The sequence below is a fragment of the Hymenobacter montanus genome (assembly GCF_014699115.1).
GTDB classification, from domain to species: domain Bacteria; phylum Bacteroidota; class Bacteroidia; order Cytophagales; family Hymenobacteraceae; genus Hymenobacter; species Hymenobacter montanus.
The window spans coordinates 144,761-166,212 of the sequence record NZ_JACXAD010000010.1 but is presented as its reverse complement, the minus strand read 5'-3'; the positions used below and the strand labels follow the sequence as shown (position 1 = coordinate 166,212).

The following is a 21,452-nucleotide window of genomic DNA, read 5'->3' as shown; positions in this document are numbered from 1 at the left end:
CCATGAAAGCAGTCGGCTTCACGTTTGTCCGCAATGCCGTCAAATACGACTACCCGGTGCTGGAAAGCATTCATTCGTTGCTGCCCTTGTGCGACGAAATAGTAGTAGCGGTGGGGCAGTCCGACGACGACACCCTGGGCCTGATTCGGAGCATCGGCTCGCCCAAGATTCGCATCGTTGAAACCGTGTGGGACGACCGCCTGCGCACGGGCGGCCGGGTATTGGCCGTGGAAACCGATAAGGCCCTGGCGGCCGTGCCCGCCGACGCCGACTGGGCCATTTACCTGCAGGCCGATGAGGTGTTGCACGAGGCCGATTACCCGGCTATCCGGGCCGGTATGGAGCGGTGGGCTGGCGACCCCAAGGTGGAAGGACTGCTGCTGAGCTACCGTCATTTCTACGGCTCCTACGATTACGTGGGCGATTCGTACCGGTGGTATCGGCGCGAAATCCGCATTGTGCGCCCGGGCATTGGCGTGCAGTCCTACCGCGACGCCCAAGGCTTTCGGGTGGACGGCACCCGCAAGCTGCGGGTGAAGCTGCTGGCGGCCACCGTGCACCATTATGGCTGGGTGAAGACCCCGGCCGCCATGCAGCGAAAGCAAGAATCCTTCGGCAAGCTATGGCACTCCGATGAGTGGATGACCCAGAACATCGCTCAAGCCGAGGAGTTTGACTACAGTCAAATTGATTCGCTGCAGCGCTTCACGGGCACCCACCCGGCCGTGATGACCACCCGCATTCGGGAGAGAAACTGGAGCTTCGACCACGACCTGACCCGGAACCGCTACCGGCTGAAAGACCACTTCAAACGGGTAATAGAGCAGCTAACGGGGTACCGCGTTGGTGAATATCGGAACTATAAGCTGGTGTAGGAATTATGCCCCGGCCGCCCGGTCGGCCACAAGCTTATTGGAATTACTTATGAATTGGCTGCCCCTTGCTTTGCTCACGGCCCTGTGCCTGGCGCTCTACAACTTCTTCCTTAAGCTCGCCGCCAGCCACATACCCCCGGCGGTGGGGGCGGTGGTGCTGCAGTTGGTCGCCGCGGCCCTGGGCGGCGCGTGGCTGCTCAAGCTTCGGCTCCAAGGCCAACCATTGCCCATCACCAGCCAAGGCCTAGGTCTGGCGGCCCTGGCGGGCCTGGGAGTCGGGCTGGCCGAGATCCTCTCCTTCGTCGTGTTTCGGCGCGGGGTTCCGGCTGCGGTGGGCACGCCGGTAATTGTGGGCGGCTCGGTGCTGTTGGCGGCCGTGCTCGGGGTAGTGCTGCTGCGGGAGGCCCTCACGCCGGCCCAGGTCGCCGGCTTGGGGCTGATTGTGGTGGGTATTGCGCTGCTGGCTCGTGGTTAGGCGCACTTATGGATTTTCATGTAAATACCAGTAAGGCGGTAGGCCCGCCGGAGCCGGCCCGACCGTCGGCACGCGAAATATCTCCACTTCCGCGTTGCGGAAAGCGGGCTCGTACGTGAATTTCGGCTGAAAATACCCGCGCTTATTGGGAAAGGCTACCACATACTGGTAGGCCCGGCCGGGGTGGGGCCGGCCATCGAGCTGCCACGTTTGGGCCGGGAGCTCCGACTTAAAGTACAGCCGCAGGAAAATGCTGTGCCGGGGCTCGGGCACCAGCACGGGGCCGCGCGGCTGGCGGGCCAGCCAGGTGAAGGCCGCGTGATACTCGACGTTCTGCTGGTGGGGCCCGCGGTTGTCGCGCCACAGATTAACCAATTGGTAGCTGGTCCACACAATAGCCAAGGTGCCCAGCCACGGGCGTAGGCCCCGCCACTGGCCGAGCCTGGGGTGCCGCAGTAGCCATTCAACTACCATTGCCAGCAGCACGAATAAGAAGAAGGCCTTGTAAAGCAGTGTCCGGTCCGGAGCAAATACGCGTTTGGCGACAATGATGGCGTATGGAAGGGCGTAAAACCACCAGGCCGCGGGAGCCAGCTGCCGCCAGAAAACGGCGTGCTCCGCCGGTAGCTGGCCGTTGGAAGCCCGCCGCATCAGGACTGCGCTGCCCACCCCGACCAACACCGTGAGCACGGCCCCCACCTGCATCTGACCCGTCAGAAAACCTTCTGACTGCCACAGGTAAGTGGGTAGCCCCGCCAGGAACTCACCGAAGGGGTGAGCGGTCACGTAGCCGTTGCTGAAAAAGAGGGTGGGGCCCGATACAAACAGCATTGGCGCGTACAGGAGCAAGGTGGCCGCCACCACGAGCAGCCCGGCCACCCCTAGCCGCAGGATATTCGCCGCGGCCCTTTGCCGACCGAACTGGTAGCCCAACCACGAGAAAGCCGAGGCAATGACCAGGGCAAAAGTGGGGACGGTATAAGCGCCGAGCACGCCGCTCACGACCAGCAGTACCCAGGCCGCCCGCGGCTGCCGGGTGCCGTGGGTGAGGGCCAGGGTAGCAAAAAACACGACCGCCGCAAAGGCCGTTAAGAGCCAGTAGCCGCGGCCCACGGCGGAATGATGCACGATTAATTTCGAGAGGCTGAACAGCAATACCGCCACCACGGCGGGCCGGAAAGCCAGGCGCCAGTGCCGCAAGCCCAGAAATAGCAGCACCGTGGTAGCCGTGGTGGTTAGCAGCACCGGCAGGCGCATGGTCCACCAGAAATCGGGGTTTACCCGGTAGAACAGCCAATCCAGGATATTGGACAGCACGTGGTTGTTGGGGACCGGATAATAGGTAGCTGTCGCAAACAAGCCCTGGCTCACGAAAAGCGCGTAGGAACCAGCGTCATCGCGCTCGGGAGTTACCGAAGCCTGGCTCAGGTACGCCCGCAACAGCGTCAGGGCAGCCAGCAGCCCCAGGGCAGTGTACCTTTCCCGGGTGGTTAGCGAAACGGCCGCGTCGACCAGGGCTTGCCAGGCCGCGTGGAGGCTTTTTCCCAGTGAAAACACTTCCCGTCGGCCCGGGGCGCCGAAGGCCAGGGCTCCCGTACCAATGCCGCCGGCTCCGGCCAGCGCGGCCAGCAGCTGCCACGCCTGCCGTAGGTCCTGGGCCGAGAAGAGCCGCGTATTCCAGGGGAAAAACGGACAGATAGCGTCCAGCTGGCGGGCTTCGGCCCAGGTAACGCTGTGCAATATCGCGGCGGCATACCCCGCACAAAGCGTCAGTAGGAACAAGCCGACCAGCGAAAAGAAGCGCCAGCCCGGAGTACTGAAAGTCTCATTAGCCCCATTCTCCGGTTGATTAGATGGTCGGGGATTAGGCGCAGGAGCAGAATGAGGAAATGAGGGCATGGCAATCGGCTGCACCGTGAATTCAGGCAAGGCGCTACCTGGAACTGTTGACGGAGAAGGGGAGGGTAAGCCCGCCAGAGCTGGTTCGGGCGGCTACGGAACCAGCTTCGCGGGGGTGGTTTTAAAATTGGGTGAGGTATAGATAGTAACTATATCATCCTGATACCGCACTTGCAACGGCAGGCTAGCCGCCCATTCAATGGGGTTTATCGGCTGGCCTTTGGGCAATACCACGTACCGAGGGCTGGTGGTGGGATGGTGCTCGTACTGCAACAGCAAGGGGGTAGGCTCGAGCAGGTTAAAGTGATAAAACAGCAGCCCGTGATAGTGGTCTTCCGTGAACACCGGGCCGGTTGGTTGCCGGCGTAGCCACTGATAGGCCCGAGCAATCGACTCCGTTTTTTCGCGGCTGCGTAGTAAAACTGGTAAGTGCTTGCTCAGGGCGAACAGTTTTATCAAAATCACCGCGGCTAGGGTACTCGCGACGGCGCGGGTAGCCCACGGCCGGGGCCAATGCCGCCACCCGTAATCGGCCGCCAGCGCCACCAGCAAATACAAAAAATAAGTGGTGAACAGCAGCGCTCGGGCGGGAATAAACAGTTGTTTCACGACCATTAGGGCCGCGGGAACCGCCAACAGGACCCAGCAGGTACTGGCTAACCAACGGGTAGACGAATTGAGCCCTGGTCGGACCAGCATCAACGGAGTGACAACCATGATGCCCGCCCAGAGCAAGAGGGCCGCTCGGGGCGGGCCGTAAAGCAGATTGGCCGCTTCGTACAGATAAGATTGCTCCCGGTGCAGAAATTCAGCCAGTGAACAGGACGCCAGGTAGCGGTTTTCCAGCAGCCGGGACCAGCCGGAAAGGCTGCCAACCGGCCAATAAAGCAGCGCCGAGATTAGCCCAATAGCCAACGCCGCCCCACCGACTTGTAGGAGAAAAGGCTTTCGGAGTCGCGCCGGGGCCGTAGCTCCGGCCGCGAGCAGCACCAGTAGCAAAGCCAGCATTGGCATCGCAAACGTGGGCACGGCGTATAGCCCCGCCGGGCAACCCACGATAAATGCCGCCCACGCCAGGCGTCGGCCGCGCGACCGGCTCACCAGCGTGAGCACCGCAAAAAAAGCCAGTTCCAGGCACACGAACTGCAGGTAGTATCCGCGTCCGGAAGCCGCGTAGGTGACGGTAATTTCACTAAGCCCAAATAAGGCCGTGACCACGGTAGCTACTCGAAAACTCCGAAAATAAGTGAGCAGCAGGTAGCTTACAGCCGTGCCCACCGTGGCCATCAGGAACGAAGGCAGACGCATGATGGCGCGCACATGGCCGGGCATAACCTGTTTTAGTGGCCAGCAAAGCAAGTTGTACAGAACGTGGTTATTCGGAATGGGATAAAATCCGGTGGTTGCCACCGGCCCTTGATGCACGAAAGCATCGTAGGACAATAGCTCGTCGGGGCTAAGGGAATCGATTAACAACTGAACCAACGGCGCCCCAACAAGGGCGAGCAGCAGCAGGCCCGCCAGCCACAATTCGGCTGCGCTGAGGGCCGCGATAGTGCGACTTAAGGCCGAAAGGGCCCTGCGTAGTTCCTGAAGGAGCCGTTTGCCCTCTCGTTGGAAAGACGGTCTTAGCAGTAAGAAGAACGTGCTGACCAAGCTAATGGCCAACGCAACCAGGATGCCAATGCGAAACTGGGCATAAGCAGCTAGTGAAATGTCGAGCGGCAGATAGCTCGGTCCGGCGGATTCGAAGTAAGCAATATGGCTTAATTCCGCGATTTGCGCGTAGCCAGCCGGGCCGTAAATCAATCCGAGCAGGGCACTCGCGGCCAGTAAACCCAGCACAGTCACCAGTAGTATTAAGCGCATGTCGAAGGTGGTTTAACGACTGCCGTGCCCAAAGGCTGGCAAAGCGCCCAGCGCCTCCAACTCAGCCCAGACCCGGTGCACGGGCAGGCCCATCACGTTAAAGTAGGAACCTTCCAGACGGGTGACCCCCACCATGCCTATCCAGTCTTGCGCGCCGTAGGCCCCGGCTTTGTCGAAGGGCCTTGCGGAGGCAATGTAGTGAGCAATTTCAGCCGAAGTGAGTGGGCGAAAATGAACCGTAGTTTGGTCGGAAAATATAGTTTGGCGCCCGTCGCCGCAGCGCAGGCACACCCCCGTGAAAACGTCGTGGGCCCGGCCTTGCAAGCGAGTGAGCATGGCGGTGGCTTCGGCCACGTCGGCGGGCTTGTTAAGCACATCCTCATCCAGGCACACGATGGTATCGGCCGTTAGCAGCACTTCGTCCGAGGCCAGGTCGCTGGCGTAAGCGGCGGCTTTGCGGGCGGCCAGGTATTCCGCTACCTCAGCCCGGCGCAGGTGCGCCGGGAAGTCCTCGTCGACTTCCCGCAGCCGAATCTCATAGCTCAGGCCCAAATCGGTGAGCAATTGGCGCCGCCGGGGCGAATTAGAAGCAAGGACGAGTCTCACGCGGATACGGTTGGGGCTTAGTGGGTGAGAAATTGCTCAGTGAATATGTTGCCCGCTTCGTCGTCGGCAATGCTGCTGAACAGGAAGCCGCCAATGGTTTTGGGATAGAAAAAGGTCGACTTCGGCGGCATCACGGCCCCGGAATGGCACACGGCTTCTACTTCGGACATGCTTACCTCGTTCACGATAAAGGCCGCACGGGCTTCGCCCCGATCCACGCGCTGCAAACACTCGGCGAAGTTGCGTACGTAAGCCACGCCCGGCCAGGCCCGTTGGGCGTCGGGCCCCACGATGCCAAGCGCTTTTTCCAGCACGAAAAAGTGGAGCACCGTCAAATCCAGGGCTTTTACTTCCGGGGTGGTATCCCAGTCCAGCAGGGGGTGAACCTCGGGCCGCAGCCGCAGCTTGTAGGCTTGCCCGCCGAGGTATAGCCCAAATGCCCACGGCTTGCCCGCAATTATCTCGGGCAAATCGTGCGCGGCATCCTTCAGCAGCACGTTGAAATACGGGGTCAGGCGGTCCAGCAGCTCGGCTTCACTCAGCTGGTCGGGCAGCTCCAGCAGCAGGCGGTGGGTGGCTAAAATGCGCAGGTCGTCGGCCGCCGCGTTGGTGAGGTACATCAGGTGGTAGTTCCACGGCTCGCGGCCGATGGCGGCCGGGTTGGCGGCCTGCCGGGCGCGGCGGTAGGTTAGCGAGCCTTCGTAGCGGTGGTGGCCATCGGCTAGAATGACTTGCCGGCTCGCCAATACCGCCTGAAAGCGCCGGATTACCGCCGCGTCCTGAATCACGGCCAGTACGTCGCGCGCGCCCTGGTAATCTTCCACCGTTTCGTAAATCGGCGACCGCATGGCCTCGTCCAGATAAGCTTCCAGCGCGAAGTCCTCGTCGCGGTACAGGCCGTGAGTGGCGCTGGTCTGGAACTGCGTGCGGGCCAGCAGCTGGGCCCGGTCATTCACCGAAGCGGGCAGGGTGTCTTCGTGCCGCAGCACCACGTTCTCGGCCCATTCGTAGGCCCGAATGTGGCACATAAAGCCTTTGCGGCAGTATTCGCGGGTGCTGCCCGGCAGCCTGAAATATTGATAATACGCGTAGAGGCCCGGCAGCTCATCCTGGCACAGCACGCCGTTGGCTTGCCATTCGCGCAGTCGCGCCAGGGCCGCCGCCGCGGGGTCATCGGTGCGGGGTACCGACAAATGAATGGAATTGAGTGGGTTGCGGTAAAGGGCTTCCCGCTGCTTCGCGGAAACTACATCGAACAGCGGCGACACGTACGCATCAATGTCAGCGCTCAGCGTCGGGTTGTAGCGCCAGCCGCGCAAAGGTTGAATCTCAGCCAAAATGCTTCGTTTAACATTTTACAAAAAAGCCCCGTCCCGCTCGGGCTGGTGCTGCTAACTAAACCTGGGGCTTCGCGCCTCCAGCAAACCGGAGTCGTACCCGGTAGGGGGCACCTGAGGTTCCCACGGCCAACCGGGGTATGCCGCCAATCGGGGAGAAGCTAGGGGGCCAGCCGGGTTCGGTGCCAGCTATTGTCCGTCGCGCGCTCGTACACAATCCGGTCGTGCAGGCGGCTGGGGCGGCCCTGCCAGAATTCCAGCCGCTGGGGCCGCAGCAGGTAGCCGCCCCAGTGCGGAGGCCGCGGTAGCGGGTCCTGGGAGCCAAACTGGCGGCTGAGGGCCGCTTCGCGGGCTTCTAATTCCTCGCGGCTGCCAATCACCTGGCTCTGGGGGGAGGCCCAGGCCCCCAACTGGCTGCTGCGCGGCCGGCTTTGAAAGTATTCGGTCGACAGGCTTGCGGGAGCTTTTTCTACCCGGCCTTCCACCCGGACCTGCCGCTCCAGCCCCGGCCAGAAGAAGTTAAGGGCCGCCAGGGGCTGGGCGGCCAGCTCCTGGCCCTTGCGCGACTCGTAGTTGGTGTAGAAGAGAAAGGCGTCATCGGGCAGGCCCTTGAGTAGGACCACCCGGGAAGAGGGCTGCCCGTTGGCCCCCACCGTGCTCAGCGTTAGGGCCGTGGGCTCGTCGAGCTGGGCAGCCACGGCTTCTTCCAGCCACAGCCGAAACTGCTGCATGGCATCGGGCCGCACGTCGGCTTCGGAAAGGGTGCGCTGGGCGTATGTTTTTCGTAAATTGGCAAGGTGCGGGTCGGTCATTCGAAGGGTAATCAATAGCGACTGCTCATTTCCGGGTCTTAGGGGCCCGAAGTACGCTGCCGAACGGGCGTCAAAGGAACAAATTTGGACCAGCGGCAGTCTGGGAAAATAACAAGGAAGATTCTGGTTAAGAACCACGCTCAGGGTACAAAGTAACGACAGTTGCGAGGCAGCTGGGCAACTGAGCTGATCACCAATTATTCCTTGCTTATTTCCCGCTGATTGAAACCTTAGCGCGGTCCGTCTCGTGCCAATACCAGCTAGTGGCCTGCTCTAGTGGTTTTCGCGGCCTTCCTCCTTAAAAAAAATACGTATGCGCCCCGGTACTCTGCTCATTTCTCAGCCCTTTCTCGGCGACCCTACTTTTGAGCGCAGTGTGGTTTTGCTCTGTCGCGATGAGCCTGACGAAGGCACGTTTGGCTTGGTGCTTAACCGCCTCACTACCCTTACCCTGGCCGACGTGCTGGACCTGCCCCCCACGTTGGGCCCGGCCGTGGCCGACCTGCCCATCTACGTGGGCGGCCCCGTCGAGCCCGATACCCTGCATTATCTGCACCGCCGGGCCGACCTGCCCGGCGCGACTGATTTGGGCCAGGACGTGTACTGGGGTGGGGATTTTGAGCTGTTGCTCGGTCTCATTAGCAGTGGCGTCGTCGAGGGCGACGACGTGCGCCTGTTCGCGGGGTATTCCGGGTGGTCAGCGGGCCAGTTAGCTAACGAAATGCAGGGGCAGAGTTGGATACGACACCCGGCAAGCGCGGGGAAAGTGTTTACTTTGGCATCGGATGCCTTTTGGCGGGACATTTTGCGGGAAAAAGGTGGCCGGTTTAAAGTACTGGCTAACTATCCCGTCGATCCCCGCCTGAACTAACGCAGCCTTAGGTTATATCGCTATTTCAATTCTCCACTTTTTTGCGCTCGCTTCTGGCTCCTAGCGCGGAGCTGGCTTTTTCGAATCTATATGGCTGCTGAAGAAAACCCTACCGCCCCGCACACTCCCGGCACTCCTGTGCCTGCCGAGGACAACATGACCATTCTGCAACGTCGCCTGGCTGAGATACAAGCTGGTTCTGGCCAGCCGGCTACGGCCGAAGGTCAGACGGAGCAGCCCGCCCAAGGCACGCCCGAGCTTCCCGCCGACCAGCCTACGGGGGCTGGTACCGCCGAGCCCGTCGTGGCTGCTTCGGCGGCCTCAACCATCGGCGAAACCGTGCCCGATGCTGGCACCCCCGAAGCCCGGGCGGCCGCCGAAACGGCACGGCACGTCGCCGAGCCGAGCTCCGTCAGTGGCCACGACATCTCCGCGCCGCAAGCACGGGCGCTGGATCACTACGGGGCCAAAACGCCCGCTGTCGAGGCGCTGCCCGCCGCTGAGCAGATTGCCAGCGCCGCCCCCGCGCCCCTGGCCGACCCCGAAACCCTCAGCAGCTCCGGCGCTGCCGCCACGGTAGAAGACCAGGCCCCCGCCGTGCCGACTACCTCCCTGGTGGCGGCCCATGACTTGGATGCCGCCCCCGCCGCCGTAGCTCACCTGTCAACCTCCGAAGCTACCCCCCTGAACGCGGCCCCGGCCGACGTGGCAGCCATTGACGCGGGGGAAGAGCCCACCGGCGAGGCGGAGGGGACTGAGGGCGATAATGCCTACGTACCCGAAACGGCCGCCCCCGATTTCACGGCGCTCGACCTGCCCGCGCAGGCGGCCTACCTGGTTGAACTGCTGCGCCGGCCCGACGCCCGCCAGAACCGCAAGCAGATTCAGGACCTCACTCGTCAGTACGAGGCCAACGTGGGCTTGGCCCGCAGCGCGGCCCGCCAAAAGTTTGCCGAAGGTGGCGAGGGGGCCGAGGCTTTCGCCTTCCAGCAGCCCGAAGGGCAGCAGGAGCTGAATAAGGCCCTGCAGGAGTTCCGCGAGAGCCGCGCCAAAGAGGCCAAGGCCGAAGACGTAAGCCGCGTCGAAAACCTGGCCAAGAAAAAGCAGCTGCTCGACCAACTGCGTGGTATTGTGGAGGCCGCCGAAACCAAAGACAGCTCCGCCCGGCTCAAGGCCCTGCAAGCCGAGTGGAAGGCCACGGGTGCCGTGCCCCAGGCCGACAGCCAAGCCATCTGGGATACTTACCACGGTCTGCTCGACATTTACTACAGCAAGCAAGGGCGCTTCCTGGAAATGAAGGACCTGGACCGCCGCCGCAACTTGGAGGCCAAAGAAGCTCTGATTAAGCGGGCCGAGGCGCTGATCCAGGTGCCCGGCATTAACAAGGCCCTTGATGAGCTTACCAAGCTGCACGAGGAATGGAAGCACATCGGCCCCGTGCCCAACGACCAGCGCGAGCCGCTGTGGCAGCGGTTTATTGCCGCTTCCGACGCCCTCCACCAGCGCCGCAAAGAGTTTGTGGACCAACGCTCGGTTCAGGAGAAAGCCAACCTCGTGGTGAAGCAGGCTCTGCTCGAGCGCGTACTGCCCTTCGCTACCTTCGATACCGACCGCGTAAACCTGTGGCGCTCGAAAACCGACGAGCTGCAGGAAATTAAGGCTGAGTGGGAGGCCGCCGGCCTCGTGCCCCGCGCCCAGGCCGACGCGCTGAACAAGCAGTATTGGGGAGCCTACAAGGCCTTTTTCAACCGCAAAAATGAATTTTTCAAGTCGCTCGACAACGAGAAGTCAGCCAACGTGAAAGCGAAGGTCGCCCTCATCGAGCAGGCGGAAGAAGCGGCCCAGAACCCCGATGCTGATGCCGCCCGGCAGGTCGTTATTCGGGTTCAGAAGGAGTGGAAAGAAGTGGGTCGCGTGCCCGATAAGCTGGCTGACAAGCTCTGGCACCGCTTCCGGACCGCCTGCGACGCGGTGTTTGAGCGGCCCAAGCACGAGGCCCGCCAGCGCGAAGAGAAAGTGAAGCAGTCATCCGTGGAGCAAACCGCCCACCTTGACCGCATTGCCGAGCAAGTGAATGCCCTCAGCGCTGATAACCCTGGTACGCTGGAAGGCTTCCGGGAATTGTTGGCCGGCTGGGCGGCCGAGTTTGACGGGCCCGACGGGGGGGGGACTTCCGACCACAGCGAAGAACAACTGCTGGGCCTGCTCGGCAAATACCTCGACCACGTGCCGGACCTGAGCTACGCCGACCGCCACGACTTGCTGTTCCAGGTGGAAGTTGCCCGCCTCAAAGCCCGTCCCCAGGCCCAGCAGGAGCTATCGCGTAAGGAAATGGCCCTGCGTAAGGAAATCAACGAGCTGGAGAACGATCATGCCACGCTGCAAACCAATCTGGACTTCTTTGCCCGCTCGAAAAATGCGGCTCAGCTGCGTCAAGAGTACGAAGGACGGATCGCCGAAGGCCAGAAGCGTATCGAAGCCCTGAAAAAGCAGCTTAAATTTATTCGCAGCTAATAAGCCGGAATATTCTGCTAATCAGCGAAAAGAAGCCCTGCGTTAACAATGCAGGGCTTCTTTTTTAATAGAAAACGGGTGTTAAGGCTGGCAAAAGCGCGGGCGTTGCGTACTTTTGCGCCACCTCAACGCCTCCTTAGCTCAGCTGGTAGAGCAACTGACTTGTAATCAGTAGGTCGCTGGTTCGATCCCGGCAGGAGGCTCTTGGTAATTTTAAAGCCCCTCCACAGTACCGTGGAGGGGCTTTTTATTTGTAGCTACCTTTTCAGCTAACAGTTAGCTCACGACGGTGTTATGGACCTGTGAGTAAATTGAGGCTGGTGGCTTTAGCGAGCATGAGTCCGACAAAGGCCCATTCGTCGGTGACGTCGCTGTGATAAGCGCGGCGGGTAACTTGCATCCCCGCTAATTTCGCCCACAAGTTCACAACACCCTCTTAGTCATTGACTGCGGTCCCACAGGCGGGCAGGAAAGAAGGGTGTAGGGCTGGGGTTGGCGCCCCGGCACCCGCATTCCTTCTTTCCGCCGTCGCCAATGGGAAGGCATTAGTTTTTCAGCACCTGAATGAGCTGGCTTTTGCCGCCGGGGGTGGTGAGCTTCACGAAGTACAGGCCCTGCTTGGCCAGGGCCTGCGCGGGCACCGTGGTTTGGTGGGTGCCCGCAGCTTGCCGGCGCACCATGCGGGCGAGGCGGGTGCCCTGGCCGTCGAGGAGCTCGATGGTGACTTCGCCGGCCGCCGCCATGCTATAGCCCACGGTGAACTGACCATCGGTCGCCATGACGGGGTTAGGATACACGCTGGTTGCCCCAGCGGTGGACGGGGGCGTGGCGGTGGCCAGTCGGGCGGCGGCGATGGTGATGTTCACGTCCAGGTTGCCGGGGGCCGACCAGTTGTTGGCTGCGTCCTTGACCAGACTCTTGATCTTGGCCCCGGGCGTGCCCGAAGTGCGCACGTCGTTCGTGTTGGCCGAGCCCACGGTGATAGTGGCCGAGGCGCCGCGGCTCTTGTACACCTTCAAGTCGTCGAACTCCACGTCGGCCGTGGCCGTGCGCAAGGAGATGTACGTGCCGCTCGTCAAAGGCGTCGTGTCGGTCCAGCTCGCCACCAGGTTGTTGTTCTGGAAGACCTGAATGGTGCCCGTGCTCGTGTCATACAGCACCTTGTAGTCGCTGAACGTGCCGCTGGTCAGCACGGCCGGGGCCGACACGCGCGCATTGAGCACGTTGTCCACGGTTTCGATGATGGACACGGTCTGCTGGTCGAGCGAGAACCAGACCAGGTAGGAGTTACCCCGCTCGCGCAGCGTGTTGCTGCTGGCCATCAGGTGCAGGCCGAAGCGCCGCGTGCCGCTGGTGCTGTTCACCTTGGCGGCGAAGTTGTACACGTAGGCGTTGCCGCCGGCTGTCTGCGAGAGGAACGTCGAGAGGCCGGTGTTGGTGGCCGTCGTGTTGCTCTGGCGCAGCGTACCCGCCGCCGTTTCGGCCCAGGTGCCCTGCCAGTCGTCGAGGCCCGTCACGTAGTCCGGGTGCAGGGCGGCGTTGCCAAAGTTGTCGTTGTAGAAGCCGTTGCCCCGGTTGGCCCGCCACTCGTCCGTGCGCCACTCCAGCGGCTGGTAGAACCGGTTGGTCACCCCCACGTTGTCGGCGTCCGTGAACGTGGCCGTGAAGCTCGCCGAAGCGCTCGATGGGCCCGTAACTGCCGTCGTCGGCGCCTGCGTGTCGTCCGGTCCGCCGGGAGTCGGTCCGCCGGGACCTGGTCCGCCAGGAGGCGTGCCCCCGAGCGAGGTCTTGAGCGAAGCGCGGGCGCCACCGGTGGCAAACAAGGCGTTCATGCGGGTGCTCTGGCCGGTAGAGAACATGTACATGCACCTGTCGTCGGTGTAGTCCATGTAGTTCATGAACATGTCGCCGCTGGTGGTGTTGCCGCAGCTGCGTTTTGGGAAAGACGGGCAGCCCGAGTTAGGGGCTTGCTGAGTAGGCGTGTCGCTCACGCCGTCGTTGCCGCAGGAAGCATCGCCCCAGATGTGGCGTAGGTTCAGCCAGTGGCCCACTTCGTGCGTGGCTGTCCGGCCCTGGTTGAAGGGTGCCTGCGCCGAGCCGTTGCGGCCAAAGGCGTTGGTGAGGATAACAACGCCATCGGTAGAAGCCGCGCCGCCGCCGGGGAACTGGGCGTAGCCCAATAATCCTTCCCCTAGGTTGCACACCCAGATGTTGAGATACTGGCTGCTGTTCCAGGCGTTGAGGCCGCCGGTGGCGGTGCTCTTCATTCGGTCGTCGGAGCCCCAGCTGGTGATGGTGGTCGACTTGCGCTCAATGCCCGTGGTGGCCTTGCCGGTGGGGTCGCGCTTGGCCAGGGTGAAGGCAATGTTCACGTTGGCTGCCAACCCGGCAAAGGCCGAGGGCGTCTTGCTCACGTCCGCGTTGAGTTTCTGATAGTCTTCGTTCAGCACAGTAATCTGCGAGGCGATTTGCGCGTCGGAGATGTTCTGCGCGGCTGTGCTATACAGCACGTGCACTACCACCGGAATGGTAACCGAAGCCATGGTGCGCTGGGCCGTCCCTTTGGATTGAGCCGCGTACTGCAACGCCTGGTTATCGATGTCTCTCATTCGCTGGGCCAACGCGGGGTCGGCTGCCATGTGGGCGGCTAGGGCTTCCATGCTGGCACAGGTACGGGTAGCGGGCGCCTGCGCGCTGGAGGAGAGTGAGGGTAGCACCAGACCAGCAAGGCCCAGGGCGAATGCGTGAAAATTTGTCTTCATGAAAAAGGTTTGGTAGATAATTATGACTTTGGTGGTAAGCTGTCAGATGCTTGCCTTTCTGGGCCCAGGCCCCTAGGATGGCCAGTGCCAGCCCTCGGTCAAGAGGGGTTGCGGAAGTGTAAAGCTGTCGTCACGGTAGGTTTATTAGGGTTGGTGGTGAGGTTGATTAACGGCTTTGGCCATTGACTGATAACTCATAAGAAAACGGGAAAAAAGTATGGTAAATCAAATTTGCCCAATTCCTTGCCCGCTTCCTAGCTCCTTTCCCACCACTTGGACCAACGACAGCAGCAGTAGGACCAACGACATAATTTCTTTGTTCAAGAACCTCGTCCTCCCTGGCTCGCTTTGGCATACCTCGCAACGTTTATAGGGATAGGGGTGGCTCTCCTGCTCTACGCACCCATTTTTTAGTTAGCTCGAAAGGGCGCTTCCTCAACCGCACAAGTTGTGGTCCTGCTGTTGGCTTTTGCGCTTATCGTTTTAGACAACGGGGCTTTCGGCCCCATCATGATGTTGAGCCCCCCGAAGCTTCCTGTTTGCCCGGCTTCCGTTTCTTATGTGCCTGCCCTCGTCGTGTTTTACAAGTGGGTGCAAAACCGCTAGCCCGTGGAGAAATTAAGTCCCCTGCGGATTTTGCACAACCACCGTTTAAAATGAGGTTCCTTTCTCTGAACCGCTAAACTAAATGCAGGAAGAAGGTAGTATCGTGCTGCTGCATAGCGAGCAATTTTATTTTGGTGCCAAATTAGTGGATGTTAGACATCACCTGAAGGAGCTTGGACTGCTTGAAGTAGTCGTTAATTTCCCAATGAATGGTCCTGGCTATATTGTATTGGGTATAAGGAATGCAGCTCCACTTCTCAGAACAAAGACTAGTATCGATGAGCACTGCTTGATGCAACCTTGTGAGCCCATTTTCATGCATTCATTTTAGTAGGTGACTCAAAACCTGAACTTTCCATTGGATTTAATCATTGCCACCGCCCATTTTATCGAACAAAAGTTTGCCCAGGAGGGCAGCGGGCACGACTGGGCCCACATCCGCCGGGTATGGCTGATGGCGCGGCGCCTCGCCGCGGCCGTTCCCGAAGCCGACCGGGAGGTGACCGAGCTAGCCGCCCTGCTGCACGACATTGCCGACTGGAAGTTTCACAACGGCGACTACGAAGCCGGTCCCCGCGCCGCCCGGGAATGGTTGCACCATCAGGGGGCCCCGGAAAGCGTGATTACGCGGGTGGAGACCATTATCCGGGAGGTTTCATTCAAGGGGCTAGGGGTACCTACACCGGTTTCCTCCATCGAAGCCGCTTTAGTCCAGGATGCTGACCGACTTGACGCAATTGGGGCCATTGGCATCGCCCGCGCCTTTGCTTACGGGGGGCACAAAGGGCGCCCCCTGCACGACCCGGCCGTAGCGCCCGTAGCCCACGACAGCTTCGCCAGCTACCAAAAAAACGCGGCGCCCACGCTCAACCATTTCTACGAGAAGCTCCTGCACCTTAAAGACCGGCTGCACACCGCTGAGGCCCGGCGAGTGGCTCAGGAGCGGCACGCTTTCATGGAAAGCTACGTGGCCCGGTTTTTGGCCGAGTGGGATGGGGTGGACTCCTAGCGGCGTTTTTTCCTGGAAAACAGCCGCCTCGACCGCTTCCTTTCTCCGTTACCTTTGCGTTATGAAGCTGCTCTGCCGTCTGGTTCCTTGTTTGTTGCTGCTCGTGGGGGTAAGCTGTCGCACCTGCCCCATGGAATCGTGCCACGTGCGCAAGGTGCACCTGCACAGTGGCGTCAAGTACCGGGGGCAGCCCTGGTTTAAGAAACAGAATCCGGAAATCGGCGAGAAAATCAAGATTTATACGCCCGAAAAGGATAAGCGCGGTAACGACCACAGCAAGACGCTGAAGTAGGCGGGCTAAAACGCCTGAAAAAGGCCGCAGCGCTTGTCGTTGTGGCCTTTTTGTCGTATCTTCGCACGCGTATAAAGAACCTCTCACTTGCGGCTTAAATCCCCCCTCTAAGGGGATTATTTCGGCTGCCTATAAACCCCCTCAATGGCGGAAGGCGAAAAAATCATTCCGATTAATATCGAAGACGAGATGCGGGGCGCCTACATCGATTACTCGATGTCGGTTATCATCTCCCGGGCCCTGCCCGATGTGCGCGACGGCCTCAAGCCCGTGCACCGCCGGGTACTCTACGGCATGAGCGAGCTGGGCGTGAGCTACAACAAGTCCTATAAAAAATCTGCTCGTATTGTTGGCGAAGTACTGGGTAAATATCACCCTCATGGCGATACCTCCGTGTACGACACCATGGTGCGCATGGCCCAGGATTGGAGCCTGCGCTATCCCCTGGTGGATGGCCAGGGTAACTTTGGCTCGGTCGATGGCGACTCGCCGGCTGCCATGCGCTATACGGAGGCCCGCCTCAAGCGGCTGGCCGACGAGATGCTCAGCGACCTGGACAAGGATACCGTTGACTTCCAGCCCAACTTTGATGACTCGCTGGAAGAACCCAGTGTAATGCCGGCCCGATTCCCTAACCTGCTGGTTAACGGTACCTCGGGTATCGCCGTGGGCATGGCCACTAACATGGCCCCGCACAACCTTACGGAAGTAGTCAATGGCATTATTGCCTACCTCGAGAACCCCGACATCACGGTGGCCGAGCTCATGCAGTACGTGACGGCTCCCGACTTTCCCACGGGGGGCATCATCTACGGCTATGAGGGTGTGAAGCAGGCCTTCGAAACCGGTCGCGGCCGGGTCGTGATGCGGGCCAAAGCCAGCTTTGAAACCAGCAAAACAGGTAAAGAGCAAATTGTCGTCACGGAGATTCCCTACATGGTGAACAAGGCGTCGATGATTGAAAAAACGGCCGCCCTCATCAACGACAAGAAAATTGAGGGTATTTCCGACATGCGCGATGAGTCGGACCGCGACGGCATGCGCATTGTGTACGACCTGAAGCGCGACGCCATGCCCAGCGTGGTGCTCAACAACCTCTATAAGTACACGCAGCTGCAAAGCTCCTTCGGCGTCAACAATGTGTGCCTGGTCAAGGGCCGCCCCATGACGTTGAACCTGCAGCAGCTCATCCATTATTTCGTTGAACACCGGGCCGAGGTTGTTATCCGCCGAACCAAGTACGAGTTGGCCGAAGCCCAAAAACGGGCCCACATCCTGGAAGGCTTGCTTATTGCGCTCGACCATCTCGACGAAGTTATTGCCCTGATCCGGGGCTCGCGGGACCCCGAGGTGGCCCGTGGCCAGTTGATCACGCGCTTTGCTTTGAGCGAGGTGCAGGCCCGCGCCATCCTCGACATGCGCTTGCAGCGCCTTACTGGCCTGGAGCGCGATAAGATCGTGGCCGAGTACGAAGACCTGATGCGCTTGATTGACCATCTGAACGCGGTGTTGGCGTCGGATGCGTTGCAGCGCGGCATCATCAGAACAGAACTGGAGGAGCTCCGGGAGCGGTACGGCGATGCCCGCCGCACGGAAATCAACTACGTGGGTGGCGATTTCTCGACCGAGGATATGATTGCCGACGAGGCCATGGTTATCACCATTTCCCGCGAAGGCTACATCAAGCGTACTTCGCTCGACGAGTACCGGGCGCAGGGCCGGGGCGGGATGGGCTCCCGCGGGGCCGTTACTAAAAAGGACGATTTTACCGAGCACTTATTCGTGGCCACTACCCACGAGTACCTGTTGTTCTTCACGGAATTGGGCCGGGTGTTCTGGCTGAAAGTATACGAGGTGCCAGAAGGAGGGAAGGCTACCAAAGGCTTGCCCATCCAGAACCTCATCGAGATTCCGCGCGAAGACAACGTTCGCTCCGTGCTCAACGTCCGGGGCCTGAAGGACCCGGATTACCTGGAAAATACCTATCTGATGTTCTGCACCGAGCAGGGCACGGTGAAGAAGACGCCGTTGGAAGCTTATTCACGCCCTCGCACGGCCGGCATCAACGCCATCACCATCAACGAAGGCGACCGAATCCTGGATGTGCAGTTGCTCGCCCCGAATTCAGAAGTAGTGCTCGCCTTGCGCTCCGGCCGGGCTGTGCGCTTCAACGAGTCCAAGGTGCGCTCCATGGGCCGGTCGGCGGCGGGGGTGCGGGGCATTAGCCTCACCGAGCCCGGCGACCGCGTGGTGGGCATGGTTTGCTTGACCGATCCTTCGCAGGAACTCCTGGTAGTGAGCGAAAACGGGTACGGCAAACGTAGCGCGCTCGATGAGTATCGCGTAACTAACCGCGGTGGCAAAGGCGTCCGGGCAATGAAAATAACGGAGAAAACCGGCCGTCTCGTCGCCATCAAGGCCGTGAGCGACACCGATGACCTGATGATTATTAATAAATCAGGTATTACTATTCGTTTGCGAATGAACGAGTTGCGTACCATCGGCCGCGCTACTCAAGGGGTTCGTCTGATTAAGGTTGGTAGCAACGATGAGATTTCCTCCGTGGCTAAAGTGGCCGCCGAAGAGAAAGACGAGTCGGAAACCGATGGTGCTCTGCGGATCAGTGCAGGCTCGGATGATCCTGCCGAAGCCAATAACGGAGTCGATGGGGACGCTGACCTTGAAATCGAGGAGATTATTACCGACGACGGAGCAGATTCGGAAGATCTGGCATAATAGCTGAATAGGAGCGGGGCGGTCCATTTGGACCGCCCCGTTTATTTTTGGCGAACTCAATGGCGGCTTTGGTCGTTTTTTGCCGTGCTGGAATAGCACTTTTTCTCACCCTTTATTCCAAACTTTTTCGCCTTTGCCGGGGTGGCTGGTAGTTTAGACCATCTTCAGTCACTGGAAAAGGACCCATCATCTCACTTTTATGAAGAAAACTTTTTTCATCCTGGGCGCCTCCGCTTTGCTCACGGGAGGTATGCCTTCGCTAGCGTCGGCTCAAACTTCCGCAGTTACTAACGCAATTCTCAACCAGCGTACGGGCTTGCTTGATAAGGCGCGGACTGATATCGACAAGGCCATCGTCAACGAAAAAACCAGCGGTAAAGCCAAAACCTGGTACACGCGGGGCGAGATCTACCAAGGCATGCTTGAAAGCCCCATTTATAGCAAACAGCTTCAACCCGGTGAGGGCTTGCAAAAGGCCTACGAGTCTTATGCCAAGGCTGTCGAGCTCGACGGTCCAACCGGGGAATTTGGTAAGCAGGCCGTCGCCAAGAGGGAGACCCTGTATGGGCAAGCCTTTAATGAGGGGGTGAACAGCTACAATGCCAAGGATTATGACAAGGCCATTGAGAGTTATAAGCTGGCTTCCAAGATCAAGCCGCAGGACACAACGGCGGTACTTTACTCAGCTTATGCCTCGGAAGCGAAGCAGGATTTCGCAGGGGCAAAGGCAAGCTATAATCAGCTGCTGGGGATGAACTACAAATCGGTAAATGTGTATCTGCGTCTGCTCCAAATGGCCAGGCAGCAGAAAGACAATGCCGAAGCGGCTAAGGTAATCCAGCAGGCCCTTGCTGCTTATCCCACTAACAAGACTTTCATGTTGGAGGATCTAAACCTGTCGCTGGCTAGCGGTAAGGGCGACGATGCTTTAGCGAAAATCAACAAGGCAATTGCTGCCGATCCAAGCAATTCGAACCTGTATGCGGTACGTGGTTCCATGTACGACCAGCAGAAAAAGAACGATTTAGCCCTGGCAGATTACCGTAAGGCGGTTGAGCTGGACCCGAATAACTTCGATGCGCAGTTCAACCTTGGGGTGTCGAACTATAACCGGGCTGCCGACGCGTACACCAAAGCTAGCAAAATGGACTTGAAAACGTATCAGGTATCGGGCAAGAAATACGAAGCAGAAGGCAAGAAGTACTTCGAAGCCTCCGTACCGTATTTTGAGAAAGCACTGCAGCTGCAGCCAGACGACCGCAACACGCTGGTATCGCTGCAGAAAGTTTACTTCCGTCTGGGCCGCAACGCTGATTCGGAGCGGTTGAACGCGAAGATTCAGTCACTCAACAAAAAATAAGCTCTAATCTCCGATGAGAGGGAGAGGCCCATCCGCAACGCGGATGGGCTTTTTTGTGTCGAATGGCGGCGCTAATCTATTCCCCACAATTTAAAGTTTATTCACGCTTGCAAGCGATTAAAATCAAACGTGGCTTCGTCGGCGGTGGGCTCGTAGAGTCCCGGCACGTCGAGCAGACGTAGATAGCTCACTTACTGCCCGCATCAATATCACACGGGACGTGCTCAAAAACGGGCGGAACGTGAAAGAGCGGTTGCCGACCGGCTACGATAGGGCTTTCTATCTATTTTGAGGCCTATAAAGGGTCGGATATGCACTTTTTATTGTTTTTTTTCACCTTTGTTCATTCTAAAACCCTTTAAACAACCCAATGAAACATTTTCTACTCTCTCTCGCACTCCTAGTAGTGGGCACGGCATCAGCTCAGGCCCAAGTAACGCTGGAAAAACGGTACGCCGGCTACCTGGAAACCATCAAGCTTTCCGATGGCAGCGTGAAATATTACGTGCCGTCTTCCAGCAGCCCACAGCTGCGCATCTATAACCAAGACCACTCCATCTTCCGCACCATCACGGTGCCCGCCGTGGCCGGCGTTACGCTCCGCTACATTCAGGGCGTAACCGACAAGCTCTTCAACCAAGATGGAGCGTTGGAGTACGTGGCCTTCTACAATGACGTCGATCCGACAACCTTCGTTGAAAAAGACGTGATGCGGGTATGGAACGAAAGCGGTGGGCTGCTGGCAGCCGGCGACACCGCTGAATTCGCCCAGTTCTACAACACGCCTACGGGTACTAAGATGCTGATTAGTGGCGCTACTAGGACGAGTTCCATCTTTGGAGGTGGCCCCTACATTGAGGTAACCCGCGTGTACGCGCTGGGTGGCACCTACACGCCGTTGCGCACACAGGTTGGCGCTACGGAAGCCTTAGCGCAACCCTACCCGAACCCAACGAATGAGCTAATCCAGCTGCCTTACGCTATAGCGCAGGGGCAAGTAGGCACCTTGCGGGTGTTGGATGCGGCAGGCCGCGTGGTGGTGCACTATCAAGTAGATAACCACACTAATCATCTGTTGCTGCGCACTGACCGCCTGCCAGCGGGCGTGTACACCTACACCATCGAAACCACTAGTGGCGTAAGCGCCGGCCGGCGCTTCGTGGTGCAGAAATAAGCCCTGCTACTTTTATATAAGAAAGAAGGCCACTGGCTTGGATGGCCTTCTTTCGTTTACTCGGTGCTGACTTCCACTTTCCAGCTGACTATGCGCCGCTTCTGTTCAACCCTAGTGCGGTTCTCATGCTTGGCCTTGGTTAAATTATATGGGTGACACGGGCGCCTTAAGTGAACGAGCGTTTTATTCACATAATAATATCATTTGGCTATTTATTCCTTATTTACCACGCCTTCTCCGACCAGCCCTTGCCGC

The 21,452-nt window shown here is 59.5% G+C and carries 15 protein-coding genes and 1 tRNA gene; 10 read left to right on the top strand and 6 right to left on the bottom strand.

The window, feature by feature from the left end:
• Positions 1-2 precede the first annotated feature (2 nt).
• Both IC235_RS10965 and IC235_RS10960 read left to right on the top strand, forming a co-directional pair.
• Positions 3-875: a glycosyltransferase family protein gene (locus tag IC235_RS10965; RefSeq protein ID WP_191005219.1), complete on the top strand. Its 873-nt coding sequence runs from the start codon at positions 3-5 to the stop codon at positions 873-875.
• Positions 876-924: 49 nt separating this feature from the next.
• Positions 925-1,350 carry an EamA family transporter gene (locus IC235_RS10960; protein WP_191005218.1) on the top strand — a complete coding sequence of 142 codons (426 nt, stop codon included), beginning with the start codon at positions 925-927 and terminating at the stop codon, positions 1,348-1,350.
• A 6-nt stretch (positions 1,351-1,356) separates the two neighbouring features.
• On the opposite strand, the gene IC235_RS10955 is transcribed toward IC235_RS10960, so the two are convergent.
• From IC235_RS10955 to pdxH, 5 genes are all read right to left on the bottom strand, one after another.
• Complete coding sequence (locus tag IC235_RS10955) at positions 1,357-3,249, bottom strand: hypothetical protein (protein ID WP_191005217.1); 1,893 nt, start codon at positions 3,247-3,249, stop codon at positions 1,357-1,359.
• A 93-nt stretch (positions 3,250-3,342) separates the two neighbouring features.
• Entirely contained in the window at positions 3,343-5,118 is a 1,776-nt protein-coding gene (locus tag IC235_RS10950; protein WP_191005216.1) for a hypothetical protein, read from the bottom strand.
• 12 nt (positions 5,119-5,130) lie between these two features.
• Entirely contained in the window at positions 5,131-5,724 is a 594-nt protein-coding gene (locus IC235_RS10945; RefSeq protein WP_191005215.1) for a Maf family nucleotide pyrophosphatase, read from the bottom strand.
• Positions 5,725-5,741: 17 nt separating this feature from the next.
• Positions 5,742-7,061 (bottom strand): DUF1015 domain-containing protein, encoded by a 1,320-nt coding sequence (locus tag IC235_RS10940; protein WP_191005214.1) that lies wholly within the window; start codon positions 7,059-7,061, stop codon positions 5,742-5,744.
• A 161-nt stretch (positions 7,062-7,222) separates the two neighbouring features.
• Positions 7,223-7,873 (bottom strand): pyridoxamine 5'-phosphate oxidase, encoded by a 651-nt coding sequence (gene pdxH / locus IC235_RS10935; protein ID WP_191005213.1) that lies wholly within the window; start codon positions 7,871-7,873, stop codon positions 7,223-7,225.
• 313 nt (positions 7,874-8,186) lie between these two features.
• Between pdxH and IC235_RS10930 the strand changes: the two genes are divergently transcribed.
• From IC235_RS10930 to IC235_RS10920, 3 genes are all read left to right on the top strand, one after another.
• Complete coding sequence (locus IC235_RS10930) at positions 8,187-8,744, top strand: YqgE/AlgH family protein (protein WP_191005212.1); 558 nt, start codon at positions 8,187-8,189, stop codon at positions 8,742-8,744.
• Between the two features lie 90 nt (positions 8,745-8,834).
• Positions 8,835-11,258 carry a DUF349 domain-containing protein gene (locus IC235_RS10925; RefSeq protein WP_191005211.1) on the top strand — a complete coding sequence of 808 codons (2,424 nt, stop codon included), beginning with the start codon at positions 8,835-8,837 and terminating at the stop codon, positions 11,256-11,258.
• A gap of 130 nt (positions 11,259-11,388) precedes the next feature.
• Positions 11,389-11,461 (top strand) — tRNA-Thr (locus IC235_RS10920).
• A gap of 342 nt (positions 11,462-11,803) precedes the next feature.
• Here the strand turns inward: IC235_RS10920 and IC235_RS22615 are convergent.
• Positions 11,804-14,020: a M43 family zinc metalloprotease gene (locus IC235_RS22615; RefSeq protein ID WP_191005210.1), complete on the bottom strand. Its 2,217-nt coding sequence runs from the start codon at positions 14,018-14,020 to the stop codon at positions 11,804-11,806.
• A 964-nt stretch (positions 14,021-14,984) separates the two neighbouring features.
• Here IC235_RS22615 and IC235_RS10910 point away from each other — a divergent pair.
• From IC235_RS10910 to IC235_RS10890, 5 genes are all read left to right on the top strand, one after another.
• Positions 14,985-15,635: an HD domain-containing protein gene (locus tag IC235_RS10910; protein ID WP_223847211.1), complete on the top strand. Its 651-nt coding sequence runs from the start codon at positions 14,985-14,987 to the stop codon at positions 15,633-15,635.
• 61 nt (positions 15,636-15,696) lie between these two features.
• On the top strand, positions 15,697-15,927 hold the full coding sequence (locus IC235_RS10905) for a hypothetical protein (RefSeq protein ID WP_191005209.1): 231 nt from the start codon (positions 15,697-15,699) through the stop codon (positions 15,925-15,927).
• A gap of 144 nt (positions 15,928-16,071) precedes the next feature.
• Positions 16,072-18,663, top strand: a complete 2,592-nt coding sequence (gene gyrA / locus IC235_RS10900) for a DNA gyrase subunit A (RefSeq protein WP_191005208.1) — start codon at positions 16,072-16,074, stop codon at positions 18,661-18,663.
• 199 nt (positions 18,664-18,862) lie between these two features.
• Entirely contained in the window at positions 18,863-20,023 is a 1,161-nt protein-coding gene (locus tag IC235_RS10895; protein ID WP_191005207.1) for a tetratricopeptide repeat protein, read from the top strand.
• Positions 20,024-20,393: 370 nt separating this feature from the next.
• Positions 20,394-21,197 (top strand): T9SS type A sorting domain-containing protein, encoded by an 804-nt coding sequence (locus IC235_RS10890; protein ID WP_191005206.1) that lies wholly within the window; start codon positions 20,394-20,396, stop codon positions 21,195-21,197.
• Positions 21,198-21,452 lie beyond the last annotated feature (255 nt).

What these genes read in the sequence shown, in the direction of transcription:
- IC235_RS10965 (WP_191005219.1), top strand. Translation starts at nt 3, where the DNA reads ATGAAAGCAGTCGGCTTCACGTTTGTCCGCAATGCCGTCAAATACGAC.
- IC235_RS10960 (WP_191005218.1), top strand. Translation starts at nt 925, where the DNA reads ATGAATTGGCTGCCCCTTGCTTTGCTCACGGCCCTGTGCCTGGCGCTC.
- IC235_RS10955 (WP_191005217.1), bottom strand. Translation starts at nt 3,249, where the DNA reads ATGCCCTCATTTCCTCATTCTGCTCCTGCGCCTAATCCCCGACCATCT.
- IC235_RS10950 (WP_191005216.1), bottom strand. Translation starts at nt 5,118, where the DNA reads ATGCGCTTAATACTACTGGTGACTGTGCTGGGTTTACTGGCCGCGAGT.
- pdxH (WP_191005213.1), bottom strand. Translation starts at nt 7,873, where the DNA reads ATGACCGACCCGCACCTTGCCAATTTACGAAAAACATACGCCCAGCGC.
- IC235_RS10930 (WP_191005212.1), top strand. Translation starts at nt 8,187, where the DNA reads ATGCGCCCCGGTACTCTGCTCATTTCTCAGCCCTTTCTCGGCGACCCT.
- IC235_RS10925 (WP_191005211.1), top strand. Translation starts at nt 8,835, where the DNA reads ATGGCTGCTGAAGAAAACCCTACCGCCCCGCACACTCCCGGCACTCCT.
- IC235_RS22615 (WP_191005210.1), bottom strand. Translation starts at nt 14,020, where the DNA reads ATGAAGACAAATTTTCACGCATTCGCCCTGGGCCTTGCTGGTCTGGTG.
- IC235_RS10905 (WP_191005209.1), top strand. Translation starts at nt 15,697, where the DNA reads ATGAAGCTGCTCTGCCGTCTGGTTCCTTGTTTGTTGCTGCTCGTGGGG.
- gyrA (WP_191005208.1), top strand. Translation starts at nt 16,072, where the DNA reads ATGGCGGAAGGCGAAAAAATCATTCCGATTAATATCGAAGACGAGATG.
- IC235_RS10895 (WP_191005207.1), top strand. Translation starts at nt 18,863, where the DNA reads ATGAAGAAAACTTTTTTCATCCTGGGCGCCTCCGCTTTGCTCACGGGA.
- IC235_RS10890 (WP_191005206.1), top strand. Translation starts at nt 20,394, where the DNA reads ATGAAACATTTTCTACTCTCTCTCGCACTCCTAGTAGTGGGCACGGCA.